The organism is Bifidobacterium sp. POST2/T3 (B1), assembly GCF_058197115.1.
This window is the reverse complement of sequence record NZ_JBVPQK010000030.1, coordinates 1-17,257: the sequence shown is the minus strand read 5'-3', so window position 1 is coordinate 17,257 and position 17,257 is coordinate 1. Positions and strand designations below refer to the sequence as shown.

General features: G+C 62.1%; 15 protein-coding genes. 13 read left to right on the top strand and 2 right to left on the bottom strand.

Annotation, left to right across the window (positions count from 1 at the left end; translation table 11 throughout):
- Positions 1 to 576, top strand: a 576-nt coding sequence (locus tag AC0AP0_RS02860) for a cation diffusion facilitator family transporter (RefSeq protein ID WP_490429315.1), incomplete at its 5' end; no start/stop codon positions are given.
- 3 nt (positions 577 to 579) lie between these two features.
- On the opposite strand, the gene lexA is transcribed toward AC0AP0_RS02860, so the two are convergent.
- A complete protein-coding gene (gene lexA, locus AC0AP0_RS02855; protein WP_121913764.1) occupies positions 580 to 1,293 on the bottom strand; it encodes a transcriptional repressor LexA in 714 nt (237 codons plus the stop codon).
- Positions 1,294 to 2,132: 839 nt separating this feature from the next.
- Here lexA and nrdR point away from each other — a divergent pair.
- Entirely contained in the window at positions 2,133 to 2,615 is a 483-nt protein-coding gene (gene nrdR, locus AC0AP0_RS02850) for a transcriptional regulator NrdR (RefSeq protein WP_046322678.1), read from the top strand.
- 162 nt (positions 2,616 to 2,777) lie between these two features.
- Here the strand turns inward: nrdR and AC0AP0_RS02845 are convergent, their stop codons facing one another.
- Positions 2,778 to 5,012 carry a HelD family protein gene (locus tag AC0AP0_RS02845; protein WP_490429314.1) on the bottom strand — a complete coding sequence of 745 codons (2,235 nt, stop codon included), beginning with the start codon at positions 5,010 to 5,012 and terminating at the stop codon, positions 2,778 to 2,780.
- A gap of 276 nt (positions 5,013 to 5,288) precedes the next feature.
- On the opposite strand from AC0AP0_RS02845, the gene mraZ reads away from it, so the two are divergent.
- The 11 genes from mraZ to AC0AP0_RS02790 form a co-directional block, all read left to right on the top strand.
- A complete protein-coding gene (gene mraZ, locus AC0AP0_RS02840; protein ID WP_261254176.1) occupies positions 5,289 to 5,771 on the top strand; it encodes a division/cell wall cluster transcriptional repressor MraZ in 483 nt (160 codons plus the stop codon).
- Between the two features lie 11 nt (positions 5,772 to 5,782).
- Positions 5,783 to 6,874, top strand: a complete 1,092-nt coding sequence (rsmH, locus tag AC0AP0_RS02835; RefSeq protein WP_490429313.1) for a 16S rRNA (cytosine(1402)-N(4))-methyltransferase RsmH — start codon at positions 5,783 to 5,785, stop codon at positions 6,872 to 6,874.
- Complete coding sequence (ftsL, locus tag AC0AP0_RS02830; RefSeq protein ID WP_490429312.1) at positions 6,871 to 7,371, top strand: cell division protein FtsL; 501 nt, start codon at positions 6,871 to 6,873, stop codon at positions 7,369 to 7,371. The genes rsmH and ftsL overlap by 4 nt, the downstream gene beginning before the upstream one ends.
- Positions 7,368 to 9,149, top strand: a complete 1,782-nt coding sequence (locus AC0AP0_RS02825) for a peptidoglycan D,D-transpeptidase FtsI family protein (protein WP_490429311.1) — start codon at positions 7,368 to 7,370, stop codon at positions 9,147 to 9,149. The genes ftsL and AC0AP0_RS02825 overlap by 4 nt, the downstream gene beginning before the upstream one ends.
- A gap of 46 nt (positions 9,150 to 9,195) precedes the next feature.
- Positions 9,196 to 10,077 carry a hypothetical protein gene (locus tag AC0AP0_RS02820; RefSeq protein WP_046322684.1) on the top strand — a complete coding sequence of 294 codons (882 nt, stop codon included), beginning with the start codon at positions 9,196 to 9,198 and terminating at the stop codon, positions 10,075 to 10,077.
- Positions 10,078 to 10,086: 9 nt separating this feature from the next.
- Positions 10,087 to 11,613, top strand: coding sequence for a UDP-N-acetylmuramoyl-tripeptide--D-alanyl-D-alanine ligase (locus AC0AP0_RS02815; RefSeq protein WP_490429310.1), 1,527 nt, complete (start codon positions 10,087 to 10,089; stop codon positions 11,611 to 11,613).
- A 74-nt stretch (positions 11,614 to 11,687) separates the two neighbouring features.
- Positions 11,688 to 12,791: a phospho-N-acetylmuramoyl-pentapeptide-transferase gene (mraY, locus tag AC0AP0_RS02810; RefSeq protein ID WP_261254181.1), complete on the top strand. Its 1,104-nt coding sequence runs from the start codon at positions 11,688 to 11,690 to the stop codon at positions 12,789 to 12,791.
- 80 nt (positions 12,792 to 12,871) lie between these two features.
- A complete protein-coding gene (gene murD / locus AC0AP0_RS02805) occupies positions 12,872 to 14,311 on the top strand; it encodes a UDP-N-acetylmuramoyl-L-alanine--D-glutamate ligase (RefSeq protein ID WP_490429309.1) in 1,440 nt (479 codons plus the stop codon).
- Positions 14,295 to 15,518, top strand: a complete 1,224-nt coding sequence (locus tag AC0AP0_RS02800) for a peptidoglycan glycosyltransferase FtsW (RefSeq protein ID WP_490429308.1) — start codon at positions 14,295 to 14,297, stop codon at positions 15,516 to 15,518. Before murD ends, AC0AP0_RS02800 begins: the two co-directional genes overlap by 17 nt.
- A 70-nt stretch (positions 15,519 to 15,588) precedes the next feature.
- Positions 15,589 to 16,821 carry a UDP-N-acetylglucosamine--N-acetylmuramyl-(pentapeptide) pyrophosphoryl-undecaprenol N-acetylglucosamine transferase gene (locus AC0AP0_RS02795; RefSeq protein WP_490429317.1) on the top strand — a complete coding sequence of 411 codons (1,233 nt, stop codon included), beginning with the start codon at positions 15,589 to 15,591 and terminating at the stop codon, positions 16,819 to 16,821.
- 130 nt (positions 16,822 to 16,951) lie between these two features.
- Positions 16,952 to 17,257: Mur ligase domain-containing protein (locus AC0AP0_RS02790; protein ID WP_490429316.1), on the top strand; the 306-nt coding region annotated here is incomplete at its 3' end.

The window sequence follows — 17,257 nt, the reverse complement described above, 5'->3', positions numbered from 1 at the left end:
GTCCAGCAACGGGGGCTCCTGCTCTTCTTCGGCATCTTGGGTCTGGCTGCCAATGTGGGGTCCATCCTGGTCCTGGCTTCCGGCCATAAGGACAACCTGAACATGCGTGCTGCTTTTCTCGAAGTGGTCAACGACGCATTGGGCTCGGTGGCGGTCCTGGTATCAGCCGTGGTCATGATGGTCACCGGCTGGGCTGGATTCGATGCTGTAGCGGGAGGCGTGATTGCTCTGCTGATGATTCCCCGTGCGATTAAATTGCTGGCCAGCAGTGTCTCTGTACTTCTTGAGGAGACCCCAGCGGATCTTGATATGGCCAAGGTCAGGAAGCACCTAGAGGGTGTACCCGGCGTACTTGAGGTTCATGACCTGCATGCCAACAGTGTCTCCACCGGCTTGCCGCAGCTGACAGCACACGTGATTGTGCGTCAGGGCACCTCGCCTGTCGAAAACGAACGTATTCTGACCAGCATGCAACGCTGCCTGCGTGATCATTTCCCAGTCTCGGTCGAGCACACTACCTTTCAGATAGAACAGCAGGGGCACCGGGACAGCAGCGGCGAGCATTTGGACATGTAACCTTCAGACCTTGCGCAGAACAGTGACTACCTTGCCCATGATGACGGCGTGGGTGCCATCAATGGGGGAGTAGGCCGGGTTATGGGGGATCAGCCAAACGTGACCGTCCTCGCGGCGGAAGGTCTTTACCGTGGCCCCATCGTCCAGCAAGGCTGCGACGATGTCTCCGTTTTCAGCCTCCTGCTGGCGGCGGACGACCACAAAATCTCCGTCGCAGATGGCGGCATCGACCATGGAATCCCCGTGGACCTCAAGCATGAAGAGCTCGCCCGATCCAGTCAGACGTTCGGGAAGACGCATGACATCATCCACATGCTGCTCGGCCAGAATGGGCTGACCGGCGGCGATTCTGCCGACCAGGGGCACGTCGCGCGATTGCATGATGGCCTCGTCGGTCTGTGTGTCAGGGAAGGGTACGATCCTGGCGGTTCCTGCAGTCGGCTGAGGCTGGTCCTGGACCAGCTCTATGGCACGTCCCTTGTTGGCAGTCAGGCGAATGTAGCCCAGATCCTGCAAGACCTGAAGCTGATGCTTGACGGAAGAAGTGCTACGTAGTCCTGCGTCTTTGCCGATTTCCCTATAGGAGGGCAGGAATCCACGCTCTGACAGGTGTCGCTTGATAGCTTCCAAGACCCTGGCCTGGCGATCGGTCAGCTTGGGCCTGGACCCATGCTTCAGGCTCTCGGCGCTGGCTGCTTTTTCTTTCGTTGTGTTCATGGCTGAAGTTTCGGCTGTTTTCTGAGAGTCGGTGCTCTTAGACGCAGTGGATTGGTTGAGAGAGCCCATGGGCGTGGATCCGACAAAAGGGATGGTACTCACGATGGGCTCCTTTCCTAGGAAACTGAACTCAGTCTAACCCGCTTGAAGTGAAAAATCAAACAAATGTTCGAATCGTCCTTGCCAAATGACTATCGCGGTGCCAGAATGAGAACATCTGTTCGATAGAACAAATGTTCGAAAGAGGTGTGCCATGGTTGTTCGTACCTGTGCCAGTTCCAGCATGTCTGCGCCGTCGAACTTGTTTTCGGCCTGCCGGGCGTATGTAAGATCTGTGTTCTCGTCCGTCATGGCTCGTCTTCTTAGAGCTGCAAAAGTCTGCGTGTCCGGGCAAGGTTTTATAGGCGTCATTGTGCGTAGATTCGCGGTTTTTCTGGTTGTCGGCGCTCTGACCATTGCTGGGGTCGGATGGATGGCTCGACCAGCCAGCTCCGCTCCAGGACCGCAGGAGGTTGTCACCAGAACGGTTCGACCGGGTGATAATGTCTGGTCCTTTGCGACTTCGATAACTCCGCAAGGTGAGGATGTCATAAAAAACGTAGACCGTATCATGCAGATCAACAATATGTCCTCGCCCAATCTGCGTGTTGGTGACCGAATTCTGATTCCCATTGACGATTGAGGCAGTGTGTTTCGATCCAGGGAATCAATGACGTGACTTCAATGACTTGTCGTATGGATGAATGTCCTAGCTGAATTCGAGGAGTTTGTCCAGGGTTGTACGCTGATAGGCCCGGTATACGTGGGTCTTGCGGTCCTTTGGCGCTATGATATTGCGTATGCACTGTCCTTTCTGCCAGAATCCCGATACCAAGGTTGTGGATACGCGAATCAGCGACGACGGCCATGCCATCAGACGCCGCCGTGAGTGTCCGCAATGCTCGCGTCGGTTCACCACGGTGGAGACATCAATTCTCCTGGTGATGAAACGCTCAGGCAATGCTGAGCCCTTCAACCGTGACAAGGTCATTTCTGGCGTAAGGAAGGCCTGCCAGGGCAGGCCCATCGATGAGAATGATCTGAAGCTCCTAGGCCAGCAGGTTGAAGAGGATCTGCGTTCACGCGGCCTGGCTCAGGTTGATTCGGAAGAGGTCGGCAGGGCCATCCTGAAGCCCCTCAGGGAGCTGGACGAGGTGGCTTATCTGCGCTTTGCTTCGGTTTACCGAAACTTCAGCAACCTGGAGGACTTTCAGCAGGCCATTGACACCCTGCGTGCGGAAGATCAGTCTGCTGAAAGCCAATCTCCTACTGTGCAGTCCTGAAATTAGCAATTTTGCCACCGGCCATTGTGACCGGAACAGGTCCACACTGCAGCAGGCTAGCTGCCTCCGTCAATGTGGCGGGGTTGGCCGGAGACGGGATTGGATTGTGACAGGAAGTAAACGGAGGTGCCAGGAATGATGCAGGCCTGGCACCTAGGTATGTCACCCCAGATCCAGCAGCCTCAGATCCTCGGAAGTCTGGGCGATGACCAACTCCTGTGTGGGTCGCGTCATGGCCACATAAAGGTCGGCCGCTGCGCTCAGCCTGGAAGGGGCGTCATCCTGGATGGCTCCAGGCTCAACCAGAACCACGGCATCGAATTCCAGCCCTTTGGTGTGGCCGGTGGTCGTGACCGTGATTTGGTGCTCCTGAGCCTTATCAATATGCAGCCGTGAGCTGACCTCCGCTTCCAGAGCGTTGGGAACGATGATCGCCAGGCGTCCGGTACCGTCTTTGCCCAGATGTCGTTCCGTCAGTTCGCCCACCAGATCAGGCAGCTGGTCCAGCAGGTTGGCCTGATCGTCAGCTCGCAGGTGGCTGACCGATCCTTGAACCTCGCGTACGGCCTTGAGCGTTGAAACCTCGAGACCCTCGGAGGCTGCGAAGGAGGAGGCCAGGTTGGATACCTGACGAGGGTTACGATAGTCGATGGTCAGTTGCCTCAGGTCCCATCCGTCCGGGCCGAAAAGCGTGTCCATGGTGGAGGCCCAGGACCGGGTGCCGCCAAGGGCCGCCGTCTGGGCCACGTCTCCTACGATGGTGAAGGACCGGGAAGGGCAGCGCCGGACCAGCATCCTCCAGTCCATGGCCGTCAGCTCCTGGGCTTCGTCGACCACGATGTGCCCGTAGACCCATTCACGGTCGGCGGCCGCCTGAGTGGCTGCCTGGTTATCGTCCTGGCCGTTGATGGAATCCAGCAGCATCTGCGAGGTCACGATGCCTGTGCCAATGCCGTTCTGGGCCAAGGTGTCGCTGGCAAACCGACGTTCTTCATCGCGACGTGCCTTTTCAGCCTGGTCACGATCCGCCTGGCGTGGGTCGGGGCCCAGCAGTTCCATGGCCTCATCCAGGATGGGGATGTCGGATACGGTCAATTCGGCGCCGTCCTGGCGGGTCAGCAGGTCAATCTGTTCCGGGGTCAGCCAGGGGGCGAACCGGCGCAGACGATCCGGGCGGGACCAGAGGTCGTTGACTAGCCAGCGGGGGTTCATGGGCAGCCAGGCCAGATTGAGTGTCCGCCGCACCTGGTCGTTCAGCCGCAGCAGGGAAGTGACCCGGGCAAGTTCCTCGGCTCCGGGATCGTAGTCCACTCCCTCGGCATAACGGGCGGTCATGGCGTTCAGGGCCGAGCGCACAAAGGTGTTTCTGGCCTTGTTGTGGGGCTGGTGGCTGCGTCGGGCATCGACCAGGGCTTGCTCCAGGTCAACTGCCAGCATGGGTACGGCAACCCCGTCCACCTTGACCGTGGGCAAGGAGGCAGGTACCCGCTCCCGAGAGGCGACGGCGTTGGCTACGGCCTCGGCCATGCGGATGTCTCCCTTGAGCCGGGCCACGTGCGGGTTCTCCTGACGTTCGGTGCTGATGCCGGGGATGAGGTCGCCCATGGTGCGGCTGAGCACTCCGGTCTCGCCCAGGGAAGGCAGGACCTGGTCGATGTAGTGCAGGAAGGCGTTGCTGGGCCCGACAATCAGTACGCCTGAACTTTCCAGTCTGCGCCTATGGGTGTAGAGCAGATAGGCTGCCCGGTGCAGGGCCACGGCCGTCTTGCCGGTGCCGGGTCCTCCCTGGACCACCAGCGGGCGGGTCATGGGGGAGCGGATGATCCGGTCCTGTTCAGCCTGGATGGTGGCTACGATGTCGGTCATCTGCCCGGTCCGGCGGCTGGAGAGGGAGGCCATCAGCGCACCCTCGCCGGCAAGCGTACCGCCCTGGGCTGCCTTGTCTACCTCGGGGGCCGACAAGTCCAGGACTTCATCTTCGATGCCGATGACTTGGCGGAAGTTGAGGGTGATGTGCCGACGCATGACGATGTCACCGTGGTCCGCCGGTGTGGCCTCGTAGAAGGGGCGTGCGGCCTCGGCCCGCCAGTCGGTCAGGATGGGCTCGTGGTTGCTGTCCAGAAGGCCCAGCCGTCCGATATATCGCCGGCTGCCCTGGTCAGTATCCAGTCTGCCGAAGACCAGACGGTCCTCCACGGCCCGCAGCTGGGTGAGCCGGTCCTCATACATGTTGGCGAAGGAATCCCGCTCGGTGCGCTGGGTAGGGGATCCGTGGGAGCCGGCGGCCCGAACCGCGTCCAGTCTGGTCCTGGCCTGCGTCCGCAGCTCGTCCAGACGGCCATAGGCCTTGTCCACCGCCGCCTGCTCTTCATGCAGCTGTGAGGAATAGCTCGACATGTGTGTCCGTTCTGTGGAATGTTCAAAATTGGATGATCTAATATACCGCTCGACCTCTACTTTTTCGGCCCGGTAGACCCTTGGTCACATCGTCTTTGCCAGGTGGCGAAACGCCGAGGCGGACCCTTTGGTGAGGCAAATGGTTGGGTTTGGGCCTGAAGTGGTATCAAGGTGGTGAGCAATGGGGATAAGTGGGGTAAAGTGGGGAGCATTGCGTAGGGGACGCTACTCGATGGAGCCGTCCCTTGGTTATCAAACTGGCATTGGAGGTGGGGCATGGCTGATACATACGACGCAGAGGCCGCCTCGCCTTCCCTGCCGCCCATGCTTCTGGGCACCTACACGCCCAAGATGGATTCCAAGGGCCGTCTGGCTCTGCCAGCCAAGTTCCGCGCTCAGCTAGGTCAGGGCCTGGTCATGGCCCGCGGCCAGGAACGCTGCGTCACTCTGTTGCCCCCTGAGGAATTTCAGCGGATGGCCGTGCGCATCCAACACACCTCCATGGGCGACAAGTCGGCCAGAGACTACCTGCGTGTATTTCTGTCCGGCGCCGTCGACCAGGTCCCTGACAAGCAGGGCCGCATCCTGGTCCCGCCCATGCTTCGATCTTATGCACGGCTGACCGGCCCAGTTGTGGTCATTGGTGTGGGCACCCGTGCTGAGATCTGGGATCAGGATTCCTGGACTGCCTACTTGGAGAGCAAGGAGCAGGGCTACGCCGATATCGCTGACGATGTTCTTCCGGCGGTGGATTGCTGATGGAGACCCTCATGGAAAATCGCAATCCACCCGACCAGGAGGCCGTGGACAGGGGCATGGTCCACCGTCCCGTTCTGCTGGAGCGTTGCCTTGCACTGGCCCGGCCTGCCTTGGAACACCCGGGGGCGGTGGCTGTGGATTGCACGCTGGGTTTGGCTGGTCATGCCACCGCCTTCCTCAGGTCCTGCCCTGAGGCCCGTCTTATAGGCATTGACAGGGATCGTCAGGCCCTGGGTCTAGCCACTGGCCGGATGCGCGACGAGGGTCTTGCCGATCGATTCACGCCGGTGCACGCCCCCTTTGACCAGCTGGACCAGCAGCTGGATGCGCTGGGAGTAGGCCAGGTGGATTTGGTCTTCATGGATCTGGGGCTCTCCTCACTGCAGATTGACCAGCGCGACAGGGGATTCACCTACCGGCAGGACGCTCCGCTGGACATGCGCATGGATACCAGCCAGGAGCTGACGGCCGCACAGGTTCTGGCCGAGTATGACCAGGAACACTTGGCCGACATCTTCTCCCGGTATGGGGAGGAGCGCTATGCAGGACGCATCGCACGGGCCATCATCGAGTCCAGGCAGGAACAGCCACTGACCACCTCGGCCCAGCTGGACCGTTTGGTCGACAGGGTTGTGCCGCGTGGCCACCGTCCCCCGGGCAATCCGGCCAAGAGGGTTTTCCAGGCGCTGCGCATCGAGGTCAATGGGGAACTGGACCGTCTGAGGCGCACCTTGCCCCAGGCCATTCTGCGACTGGCTCAGGGAGGTCGTTTGGTCGTGGAGTCCTATCACTCCCTGGAGGACCGCATGGTCAAGCGCTTCATGGCGCCCGGGCTGCACGTGGACCTGCCGGCAGGCATGCCGGTGGTGCCCGATCAGGCCCGCCCCTATCTGTCAGATCTGACTCATGGGGCCATCAAGGCCGATCCTGCCGAGCGGGAACGCAACCCCCGGTCCGCCTCAGTGCGCCTGCGGGCCGTGGAGATGATCGGATCCATTCCCGAGGAGCGTCGTCGTCGGCTCCAGGCCGAGGCACGTGGTGAGGTTTCAGATGGTCGTCACCGCCATGTTGGCCATGGTTCGGAATCGAGGCGCCGGTCATGAGCATGCCAGCACGTTCAGTCCGTTCCAAGGCATCCCCGGACAAAGGGCATCCCCGCATCCAAGAGATGCCTACCAGGCCTGAGCTCAGTCTGATCAAGGGCACAGGCAAGGCAGGCAAGGCAGGCAAGGCGCGCCAGCCGGAACGAGGTCCAGTGGCTGAGGGAGCCCGGCGTCTGATCGGCTGGACGCGAACCCGCGGCAATCCTCTGCTGCGCATCATGACCTCGGTTGTTTTTCTGGCAGCCTGCATGTTCGGTTCCCTGATGTTGCGCACCCAGATGGTTCAGGACTCTTTCGAGGCCACCCGGGTCCAGCATGAGATCAGTAATCTCAACCAGGATGTCCAGGATGACCAGAATAAGCTCGACCAGCTCCAGGCCTCCCTGCCGGACAAGGCCCAGGAGTTGGGCATGCAACCCCAGCAGGGTCTGAACTCCATCGATCTGCAGGGCTACAAGCCCCCTCAGAACGCCCAAGGCAAGGCGGGGCAACCATGAGCCGCAAGGGAACCAAGGGTTCTTGGCACATCTCCTTCTGCAAGCGTTCGTTGTCTGTAGGCCTGATCCTGATCGTGGTGGCTGCATTGGCCCTGGGCAAGCTGGCCTACATCCAACTCTTCGATGGAAGGTCCATAGCCCAGGCCGCTGCGGCGAGTCGCACCGTGCCGCACACCATCAAGGCCCAGCGTGGCCGCATTCTGGATGTCAATGGCCGGGTGCTGGCCCAGAGCCTGGAGCGTTACAACATCATTGGTGACCCCGAGGCTGCGGCTTCCTTCATACCTATCAACTGCACCAAGCGCACAGGCAGCGATTGCCACAGTATCAAGGGTCATCCAGTGGGCGCCGACGGTGCTGCCGGCGTGGCCCGCCTCCTGGCGCCGGCACTGGGGATGAACGCCATGGAGCTGGGTGGCAAGCTCAGCGTCCCTGGAAGATATGTGGTCCTGGCCAAGCGGGTGACTCCCGAGGCCAAGCGCGCTATTGACAAGCTCGGGTTGCAGGGGATCATCACGGCCGAGCTGAGCAGTGAACGCACCTATCCGCATGCGGATCTGATGGGGGCCTTGATCGGGGGCATCGACGACAGCGGCAAGGGCGTGGCCGGGATCGAGCAGATGGAAAATCGGCGGCTGACCGGCACTGACGGCTATACGGTCTATCAGCAGGGAATGCTGGGCCAGGAGATCCCGGGAACCGTGACCCGTCAGCGCAATCCGGTCAACGGCAAGGACGTGACCCTGACCATTGATCAGGACGTGCTCTGGTACGTCCGTCAGGCCCTCAAGTCAGGATGCCAGCGCTACCATGCGGACTGGGGCCTGGCGGTGGTTCAGGACACCCGCACCAACGAGATCGTGGCCCTGGCCGACACCGATGATTACCAGGCGGGTAGCGACCAAGCCAAGGTCAACTCCTCACGGGCGGTGGCGGAGACCTTCGAGCCCGGCTCCATAGGCAAGACCATCTCTGCTGCAGGCATGCTTCAGGAGCAGGTCCACTCCATGAGCGACCGCTTCACCGTGCCCGACCACATCACCGTGGACAACCAGCAGTACAAGGACGCCTTCTACCATCCCGCTGAGCACTGGACTCTTGCCGGCATTCTGCAGAACTCCTCTAACGTGGGCATGATCATGGCCGCGGATCGCTACTCTGATCAGAAGCGTTACGACTATCTGACCCGTTTCGGCATCGGTCAGGCCTCGGCCCTGGGCCTGCCAGGGGAGTCCAAGGGCCTGCTGACCACGCCTCAGACCTGGGACCGCCGAACCCGTAACACGGTTCTGTTCGGCCAAGGCTATGCCACCAACGCCGTTCAGTTGACCAATGCTGTCGCCACCCTGGCCAACAAGGGGGTCCGGTCCGACCAGACCATCATCCGCGGGCAGGGCGCGGTCAAAGCCAATCAAGTCAGGGTCGTGGATGAGAAGGTTGCGGCTGCGGTCATGAACGGCATGGAATCGGTGGCCGAGAAGTACGAGAACACGGCCAAGGTGGAAGGCTATCGGGTGGCTTCCAAGACCGGAACCGCCGAGGTGGCTGACAGCTCGGGTCACCTGGGCGGCATCATCAGCGACTGGGTGGGGATCCTGCCCGCCGACGACCCCCATTTTGTGGTCACTGTGGCGCTGAAGAACCCCCAAAGCAGCGATGGGGTTTTCGGCAGTATGACCGCCGGACCCATCTTTGCCCAGATCGGTGAATTCCTTATGCAGAAATACCAGGTCCCCGCGTCGCAGCCAAGGACCGATGCTATCCCGGTAACATGGTGATACCGGCAGGCATCATGGCGTTCCCGGACGAAGGAGAGATTGCAGCATGAGCGCGCTGAGTGAATCAATCTCCCGACGGTTGACCCTGGGGCAGCTCAAAGGGCGCTACGGGTTGACCCTGGTCCCTGACTTCGCTGAGCCAGTCACGGTTACCTCATTGGTGGACGACCTGCCCTCAGTGCGCCCCGGCAGCCTGTACGTGCCTGCAGACCAGCAGGTGGACCAGGGCATGATCGAGGAGGCCGAGCGCCGTGGGGCCTATGCAGCCCTGCTGCCGACTTCGGCTCGCCAAGAGGTGGGACGAGCCCGCATACCCCTGCTCTTCGGCACCATGCACCCCTGGCAGATGGGCCAGCTGCTGGCCAATGCCGCAGGGGATCCTTCGGGAGCCCTGGCTGTCTTCGCCTTGGTCGGTTCCCAGGTGCAGGACCAGGTGGATCTCCTGGCCGACTTCCTGCACGTGTTGGGCAATCCCGTCGGCATTCTCAGTGCCAAGGGCTCGTATTCGCTGGATCGCCGGTTGGACCTCGAATATCCCCTGAGCATGTTCGATGTGCAGCGCAGTCTGTCCATTACGCTGGAGGACGGGGCGGCCGCTGTAGTTATCTCCGTGGATGAACAGACCCTGGCCAAGGATGCCCTGCAGGCGGTGGACCTGGATGTGGTGGCCCTGGGCGCCCAGGAGGGCTCCACCCGCGATATGCGACACTTGCGGCTGATTTCCAAGGCCCGCCGATATGGGTTCAACCTGGGCGGGCATACCATCGTGGCACGGCGCAACGAGGAATCAGACGGACTGGCCCGCCAGTCCCTGCCCGCAGACGCAGAAAGTGACGACCTGTCCCTGTGCATCGCCATGACCATGGCCGCCGGCGTCAAACGCAACAACATCAGGAGCGCCCTGCGCGTCTCCCGTGAAATGTCCTGAGAGGTGAGGATGAGTCAGTCTGTAGGGGCCGGGTCCATGCCCATGACCCTGGAAGAGGTCGTCGAATATGTGCACGGTCGGCTGGTCGAGGCCGGTCCTGGTCGCGAACCCGATCGCAGGTCTGTGCGCATGCGGGTGGTGACGGACTCCCGGCAGGTGGAAGCCGATGGGCTCTTCATAGCCATCAAGGGCCAGCACGTGGACGGGCATGACTATGTTCCCGGCCTGGGGGCCAAGGGCTGCCGCGCGGCCTTGGTCGATCACCTCGTTCCGGGCGCTGACCTGCCGCAGATTCTTGTGGACGATACGGTTGCTGCCCTGGGGCTGCTGGCACGGGCCAACATAGACCGTCGGCGCAAGGACTCAGGCCCCTTCACGGTCATCGGCATCACCGGTTCTGTCGGCAAGACCACGACCAAGGATCTGCTGGCTTCCCTGCTGGCCCTGTTGGGTTCTGTGGTGGCTCCGGTCGGGTCTTTCAACAACGAGATCGGTCTTCCTCTGACTGCCTTGGAGGTCGGGCCGGACACCCGCTACCTTGTGGCGGAGATGGGTGCCAGTCACGTGGGCGAGATAGCCAGCCTTACCAGGATTGTTCCTCCGGACATGGCCCTGGTTCTCAAGGTGGGGGTGGCCCACCTGGGTGAATTCGGCTCCGTGGAGCGCATCGCCCAGGCCAAGAGCGAGATCGTGCAAGGTTTGGTGCCGGGTGGGACCGCCGTGCTCAATGCAGACGATTCCCGGGTGGCGGCCATGGCCGATCTGGCCTCTGGGCCTGTTCTGCGGTTTGGCTTGGCCACTGAGGACGGCGGGCAGGACCGCGACCTGGATGGTTCGGCTCGCTACTTGGACAGTGACAGCCTGGACAGGCCGACCTTCGAGCTGCGCCTGTGTGGCCAGCAGCCGGTTCGGCTTCGTCTGGGCATCCCGGGACGACACAATGTCATGAACGCCCTGGCTGCCGCCACGGTGGCCCACGCCCTGGGTTTGGATGCAGAGCGTATCGCCGATGAGCTCGGTCGACAGCAGCGGATCAGCCCGCATCGGATGGCCGTGTCTTCGGTCCAGTTGCCGGGTGCCTCCTTCACTCTGATCGATGATTCCTTCAACGCCAATCCCGACTCCGTGCGGGCAGGTCTGGATGCCCTGGCTGCCTGGAGGGGATTCGATGGCCCGGTCTATCGGATAGCGGTCCTAGGAGTCATGCTCGAGCTCGGCGATCGAGGGGAGCAGCTGCACCAGGAGATCGGTGCCTATTGCCGTCGTCAGGACATTGATGCATTGGTCGCAGTGGGTTGCCGGAATCAGCAGATGGACGGTCTGGTCCAGGCCCTGGTCCGTGGTGCCGGCGGCCCGTCTGATCCGAGCGATGATCAGCCGGGGGCCATGCGGGTACTCTTTGCTCAGGACGCTGACCAGGCTGACCAGATGGTCCGCCGTCTGTGCGCCAAGCATTCGGACCGGAAGAACCTTGTCCTGCTCAAGGGCTCGCACATGTCCGGCCTGTCCGCTCTGGCCGACCGGTGGCAGGGCTGAGCTATGAATCTACTGGCATCCCCGCAGCGGGGTCTAATGTTCAAGGACAGAATCCAAGAGTTGGAGTACACACTGTGATTGCCCTCATCATCGGAATCCTGGTCGCCCTGGTGGTGACGCTGGCGGGGACCCCCCTGCTGATACGGCTGGTCCATCGGCTGCACTACGGCCAGTACATCCGCCAGGACGGGCCCAAGTCCCATCTGGTCAAGCGTGGCACCCCGACCATGGGCGGGCTGGTTATCAACCTGGCCATCCTGCTGGGCTGGGCAGCCTCGGCGCTTTACCGCTACCTGTCGCGGGGGGAGTCCGTGTCCCCGTCGGCCATGCTGGTTCTGTTCGCCATGCTCTCCATGGGCTTCCTGGGCTTCATTGACGACTTCGCCAAGGTGCGCAAGAAGCAGAACCTGGGCCTGTCGGTCAGGGCCAAGTTCACCGGCCAGTTTATTTTGGCCACCATATACGCAGTGCTCGCCCTGAAACTGCCCACCAAAAATGGCTATCCCAGCGCACAGGCGGGCATATCCTTCGTGGAGCAGCCCATCATTGACTTCCGAATGGCGGGCAGCGTCCTGTCTGTGGTGCTATTCATCATCTGGGTCAATCTGCTGATGACGGCCTGGAGCAATGCGGTCAACCTGACTGACGGCCTGGACGGGCTGGCGTCGGGCTCCTCCATGATCGCCTTCGTGGGTTACACGATCATCGCCTTCTGGGAGAGCTACCACTTGAAGGGCGGCGGCCATCCAGGCCATGCCTACGCTGTCTCAGACCCCCTGGACCTGGCCATCATCGCCTGCTGCGCGGCTGTGGCCTGCTTCGGCTTCCTCTGGTACAACACCAATCCGGCCTCCATCTTCATGGGAGACACGGGATCCCTGGCTCTGGGCGGGCTCTTCGCAGCCCTGTCCATCGCTACTCATACCGAACTGCTGGCGGTCATCCTGGGCGGGCTTTTTGTGGGAGAGGCCGCCTCCGATGTCATCCAGGTGGGTTACTTCAAACTCACCCACAAGCGGGTCTTTAAGATGGCGCCCATCCACCACCACTTCGAGCTGATGGGCTGGCAGGAGTCCAAGGTGGTTGTCCGGTTCTGGATGGTGGACCTGATCTTCGTCCTGTTGGCCTTGGTCTGCTTCTATGCAGACTGGGTGGTTCGCTCCGGGTTGCCCATCTGAGTGCGTCCATTCACGGTACCGGACTTTCGGCAGCCGGTATCATGCCAAGCAGATGCCGGAGCTAGCGGAATGAGGTGTTCATGGATATGGACTTGAGCCAGAAGCGCGTACTGGTCGCCGGACTGGGCATTTCCGGACGGAGCGTGGCCGCAGCCTTGCGAGGTCGGGCGGCCGGAGTGACCACTGTGGACCAGCGCGCCCCGCAGGCTGATCTTCGTGACTTTGACCAGGTGGACTGGAGTCGGGTGGATCTGGTCATGGCTTCGCCAGTCTTCAACCCGCGCACCCCATTTATCCTTGAGGCGCAGCGTCGGGGCATCCCCGTGGTCAGTGAGGTGGAGATGGCTTGGATGCTACGGGTAGCCTCAGCCCGGACAGGCCGGCCGGCACCCTGGATCGGGATCACCGGCACCAACGGCAAGACCTCGACCACCAGGATGGTCTCCGCCATGATGCAGGTCAGCGGGTTCACGGCCCCTGCGGTGGGCAATATCGGCAAGGCCGTCTCCACAGCCGTCCTCGATCCCGACAATGACATGCTCTGCGTGGAGCTGAGCTCCTTCCAGCTGCATTTCACCTTCTCGCCGGCCCTGGAGTGCGCGGCCATCACCAATCTGGCCGACGACCACCTGGATTGGCACGGGGGCTTCGAGGCCTACGCGGCCGACAAGGCGCGCATCTACCGGGGCGTGCGCAAGGCCCTGGTCTACAACGCCGATGACTCCCGGGTCTCCGACCTGGCCAGACAGGCGCAGCCAGCCCCAGGTTGCCGACGGGTGGGCTTCACCCTGGGCCGGCCCGAGTCTGGGCAGCTGGGCGTGGAGGACGGCTGGGTCATGGACCGTAGCGGAATGACCGGTCAGGACCGTGATGAGGGCGTCAGGCTGGTCCGGGTGGCCGACCTGACGGATCTGTGTGAGCCTGACGGCACGGTTTACCCTCACCTGCTGGCCGACGCTCTCTGTGCCCTGGCTCTGGCACTGGGTGCTGGAGCCAAGGTCGATGCGGCGATCGAGGCCATGCGCGCTTTCACGCCCGGCGACCACAGGATCAGCACCGTGGCCTCTCTGGGCCAGGGTGCGCAGGCCATCCGTTTTGTAGACGACTCCAAGGCCACCAACGCCCATGCGGCCGAGGCTTCCCTGGCCAGCTACCATGACGGCCAGGTGGTCTGGCTGGCCGGTGGACTGGCCAAGGGCGCACGCTTCGACGATCTGGTCCGGTCCCGCAGGTCCAAGCTGGCCGCAGCTGTGGTCATCGGTCAGGACCAGCAGCCCATGGTCCAAGCCATCAAGGACCATGCGCCCGATCTGCCGGTTACCGTGATTGATCCTGGTGCTGGAGATCAGGTCATGGCCCGGGCTGTTCGTGCGGCTGGCTCCTATGCACAGCCCGGCCAGGTGGTTCTGCTGGCACCTGCCTGCGCATCTATGGATCAGTTCGCCTCCTATGCTGACCGGGGCGATCAGTTTGCCCAGCAGGCCAAACAGTGGGTCCACGAGCATGAAACGCGACACTGATCCGAGCAAGGCCCACTCACGAGGGTCTGGCAGCAAGGGAGACTACCGGGGCTGGCGGGCCATTCTCAACCCGCTCTGGTGCTACTACGGCTTTCTGGCCACAGTCGTCGCCACCACGGTCTTTGGCCTGATGATGGTATTCTCCTCTTCGGCTGTGGATCTGGTGGCCCAGGGCAGCTCACCCTGGAGTCAGGTCATTCGCCAGACCATATACGCAGTGTTGGGGCTCTTGTTGGCCCTTCTGGCCGTGAGGATCAGCATTGATCACTACCGGAACTGGAGCACCTGGTTTCTGATTGCCAGCCAGGGCATCCAGCTGTTGACTCGCACCCCGCTCGGACGCTCCGCCAACGGCAACGAGGGATGGATCTCGATAGGAGGCATCTCCATGCAGCCGGCCGAGCTGCTCAAACTGGCCCTGTGCTTGTGGCTGCCCCAGGCACTGATCGAAGCCCAGCGGCAGCTCGGCAAGGATTCTGACCTGAAGAGCCTGGCCAAGGCCTATGCCAAGCCGGCCTTCGGCTTTTTGATCAGCTTCATGTTCATCATGCTGGGCAAGGATCTGGGGACCGCCATGATCATCGTCATCATTGGCTTCGTGGCCTTCCTGGTCTCAGGCTTCCCCCTGCGCTGGCTGCTCAGCCTGGCGGTCCTGGGGATGGCTGCGGTCATTGGCTTTTCGGTCTATGGCAACAGCAACCGTACCCAGCGGATCATGGCCGCCTACGGCAAGTGCTCGGCTGATGACATTCAGGGTGTCTGCTACCAGTCCATCCACGGGCTCTATGCCATGGCCTCGGGAGGATTGACCGGGGTCGGTCTGGGCAACTCCAGGGAGAAGTGGAACTACCTGCCCGAGGCGCACAATGATTTCATCTTTGCTGTCATCGGCGAGGAGCTGGGCTTTGTAGGGGCGGCCATGCTTATTCTGGTCTTCGTGGTCATGGGCTGGTGCATGCTGAGAATCGCCCTGACTACCAGGAACCGGTATGCGGGCATGGTGCTGATTTGCCTGGATGTGTGGCTGGTGGGCCAAGCCCTGATCAACATCTGTGTGGTTCTGGGTCTGCTGCCGGTCATTGGGCTGCCCCTACCCTTCGTGTCGGCTGGAGGGACCGCCCTGATCTCCTGCCTGGCTTCGGCCGGGGTGGCTCTGAAGATGATTCGGACCCAACCAGACGTGATGGCGGCCACAGACGGGTCCTGAGATGCGGAATGGACATGGCGGAAAGGAAGCGGATTCGCGGATGACGACAGCGACGAGGACCGAGAAAGGGATGCCTGGGGATGCCCAGGAGCATTCCGGGAAAGGTGCTGGTCCCCATCTGGTGCTGGCCGGGGGAGGGACGGCAGGGCATGTCAACCCCCTGCTGAGTGTGGCTGCGGCCATTAGGGAGCGCTGCCCACAGGCTTTTGTCAGCGTAATTGGCACTGCTGTCGGGCTGGAGCACGACCTGGTGCCGGCCGCCGGACTTCCCCTTGACCTGATTGAGAAGGTGCCCTTCCCTCGTCGTCCTAGCAAGGCCGCACTGGACTTCCCCCGGCGTTGGCGGCGTGAGGTGCAGCGAGTACGAGGGTATTTGCAGGATCGGTCAGCCGACCTGGTGGTCGGCTTTGGCGGTTATGCCTCGGCGCCGGCATACAGGGCCGCACGGAACCTGGGTCTGCCCATCGTCGTCCACGAACAGAATGCCCGGGCGGGCATGGCCAACAAGCTGGGTGCCCGCTGGGCCGATTTCGTAGGTACGGCCTATGAGAATACAGGCATACGGGCCCGGTCCGGAGTACCAGTGCGCCGCGTGGGTCTGCCTTTGCGGCCGACCATCGCCCGACTGGCCAAGCAGATGGAGGCTGACCATGCAGGAGCCCGCCGGGAGTCTGCGCATTCTCTGGGGTTGGATCCCGATAGGCCCATCCTGCTGGTGACTGGAGGATCCTTGGGAGCGCTCAGCCTGAACGAGGCGGTGGCTGGCGCAGCCCGGCAGCTGCTGGATCGGACACAGGTCATCCATCTGACGGGCCGTGGCAAGGCCGACCAGGTCAGGGAGCAAGTGACGGCTGACCTGGGCGATGCGGCTATCAACGATCTGGACCCGGCTCACCGGGGCCAGGGGGACTACCACATGGCTGAATACCTGGAGCGGATCGATTTGGCCTTCGCCTGTGCTGATCTGGTGGTCTGCAGGGCTGGTGCAGGCTCTGTCAGCGAGCTGGCCGCCCTGGGCGTGCCGGCCGTCTACGTGCCCCTGCCCATCGGCAATGGTGAGCAGCGGTTCAATGCCCAGCCGGTCGTTGATGCCGGGGGAGGACTCATGGTCGATGATGCGGCCCTGGACGCTAAATGGATAGCCAGCCACATTCCTGCTCTTATGGCCAATGGGGATAGGCTGGCTGACATGCGCCGCCGAGCCTGGGGGTACGGGATTCGCGATGCCGCTCAGGTGATGGCCGAGCAGATCCTGACCATGGCCGACCAACACCTTGCCCGCAAGGACTCTGGGAGGGACTAATCGGGCATAATGGAGGCAGAAGATGCGCGGCCGTCCTGAATGGTCCTGAACTGTTGGAGGAGATGCAACAACTGTGCCCAAGCATGAATTGAATACAGTGTCCGGTCGGCAGGACGGCGGTGACAGGTCCCTGCCGGTCCTGGATCCCTGCCTGCCTGCTCTGGCCCAGGCCGGAGTGTACTACCCAAAGGATCTGGGCCCCACACACTTCATAGGCATCGGCGGGGCCGGGATGAGCGTGCTGGCCGAGATGCTCCACCAGGAGGGGGTGCAGGTCTCCGGATCCGACCGTGCTGAGGGGGACAAGACCCGACGCCTGCGTCAGCTAGGAATCCGGATCGTCATCGGTCAACAAGCCAGCAATGTGGCCGGGGCCCGCACGGTGGTCTGGTCCAGTGCCATCAAACCTGACAATCCCGAGATTCTGGCAGCTCGT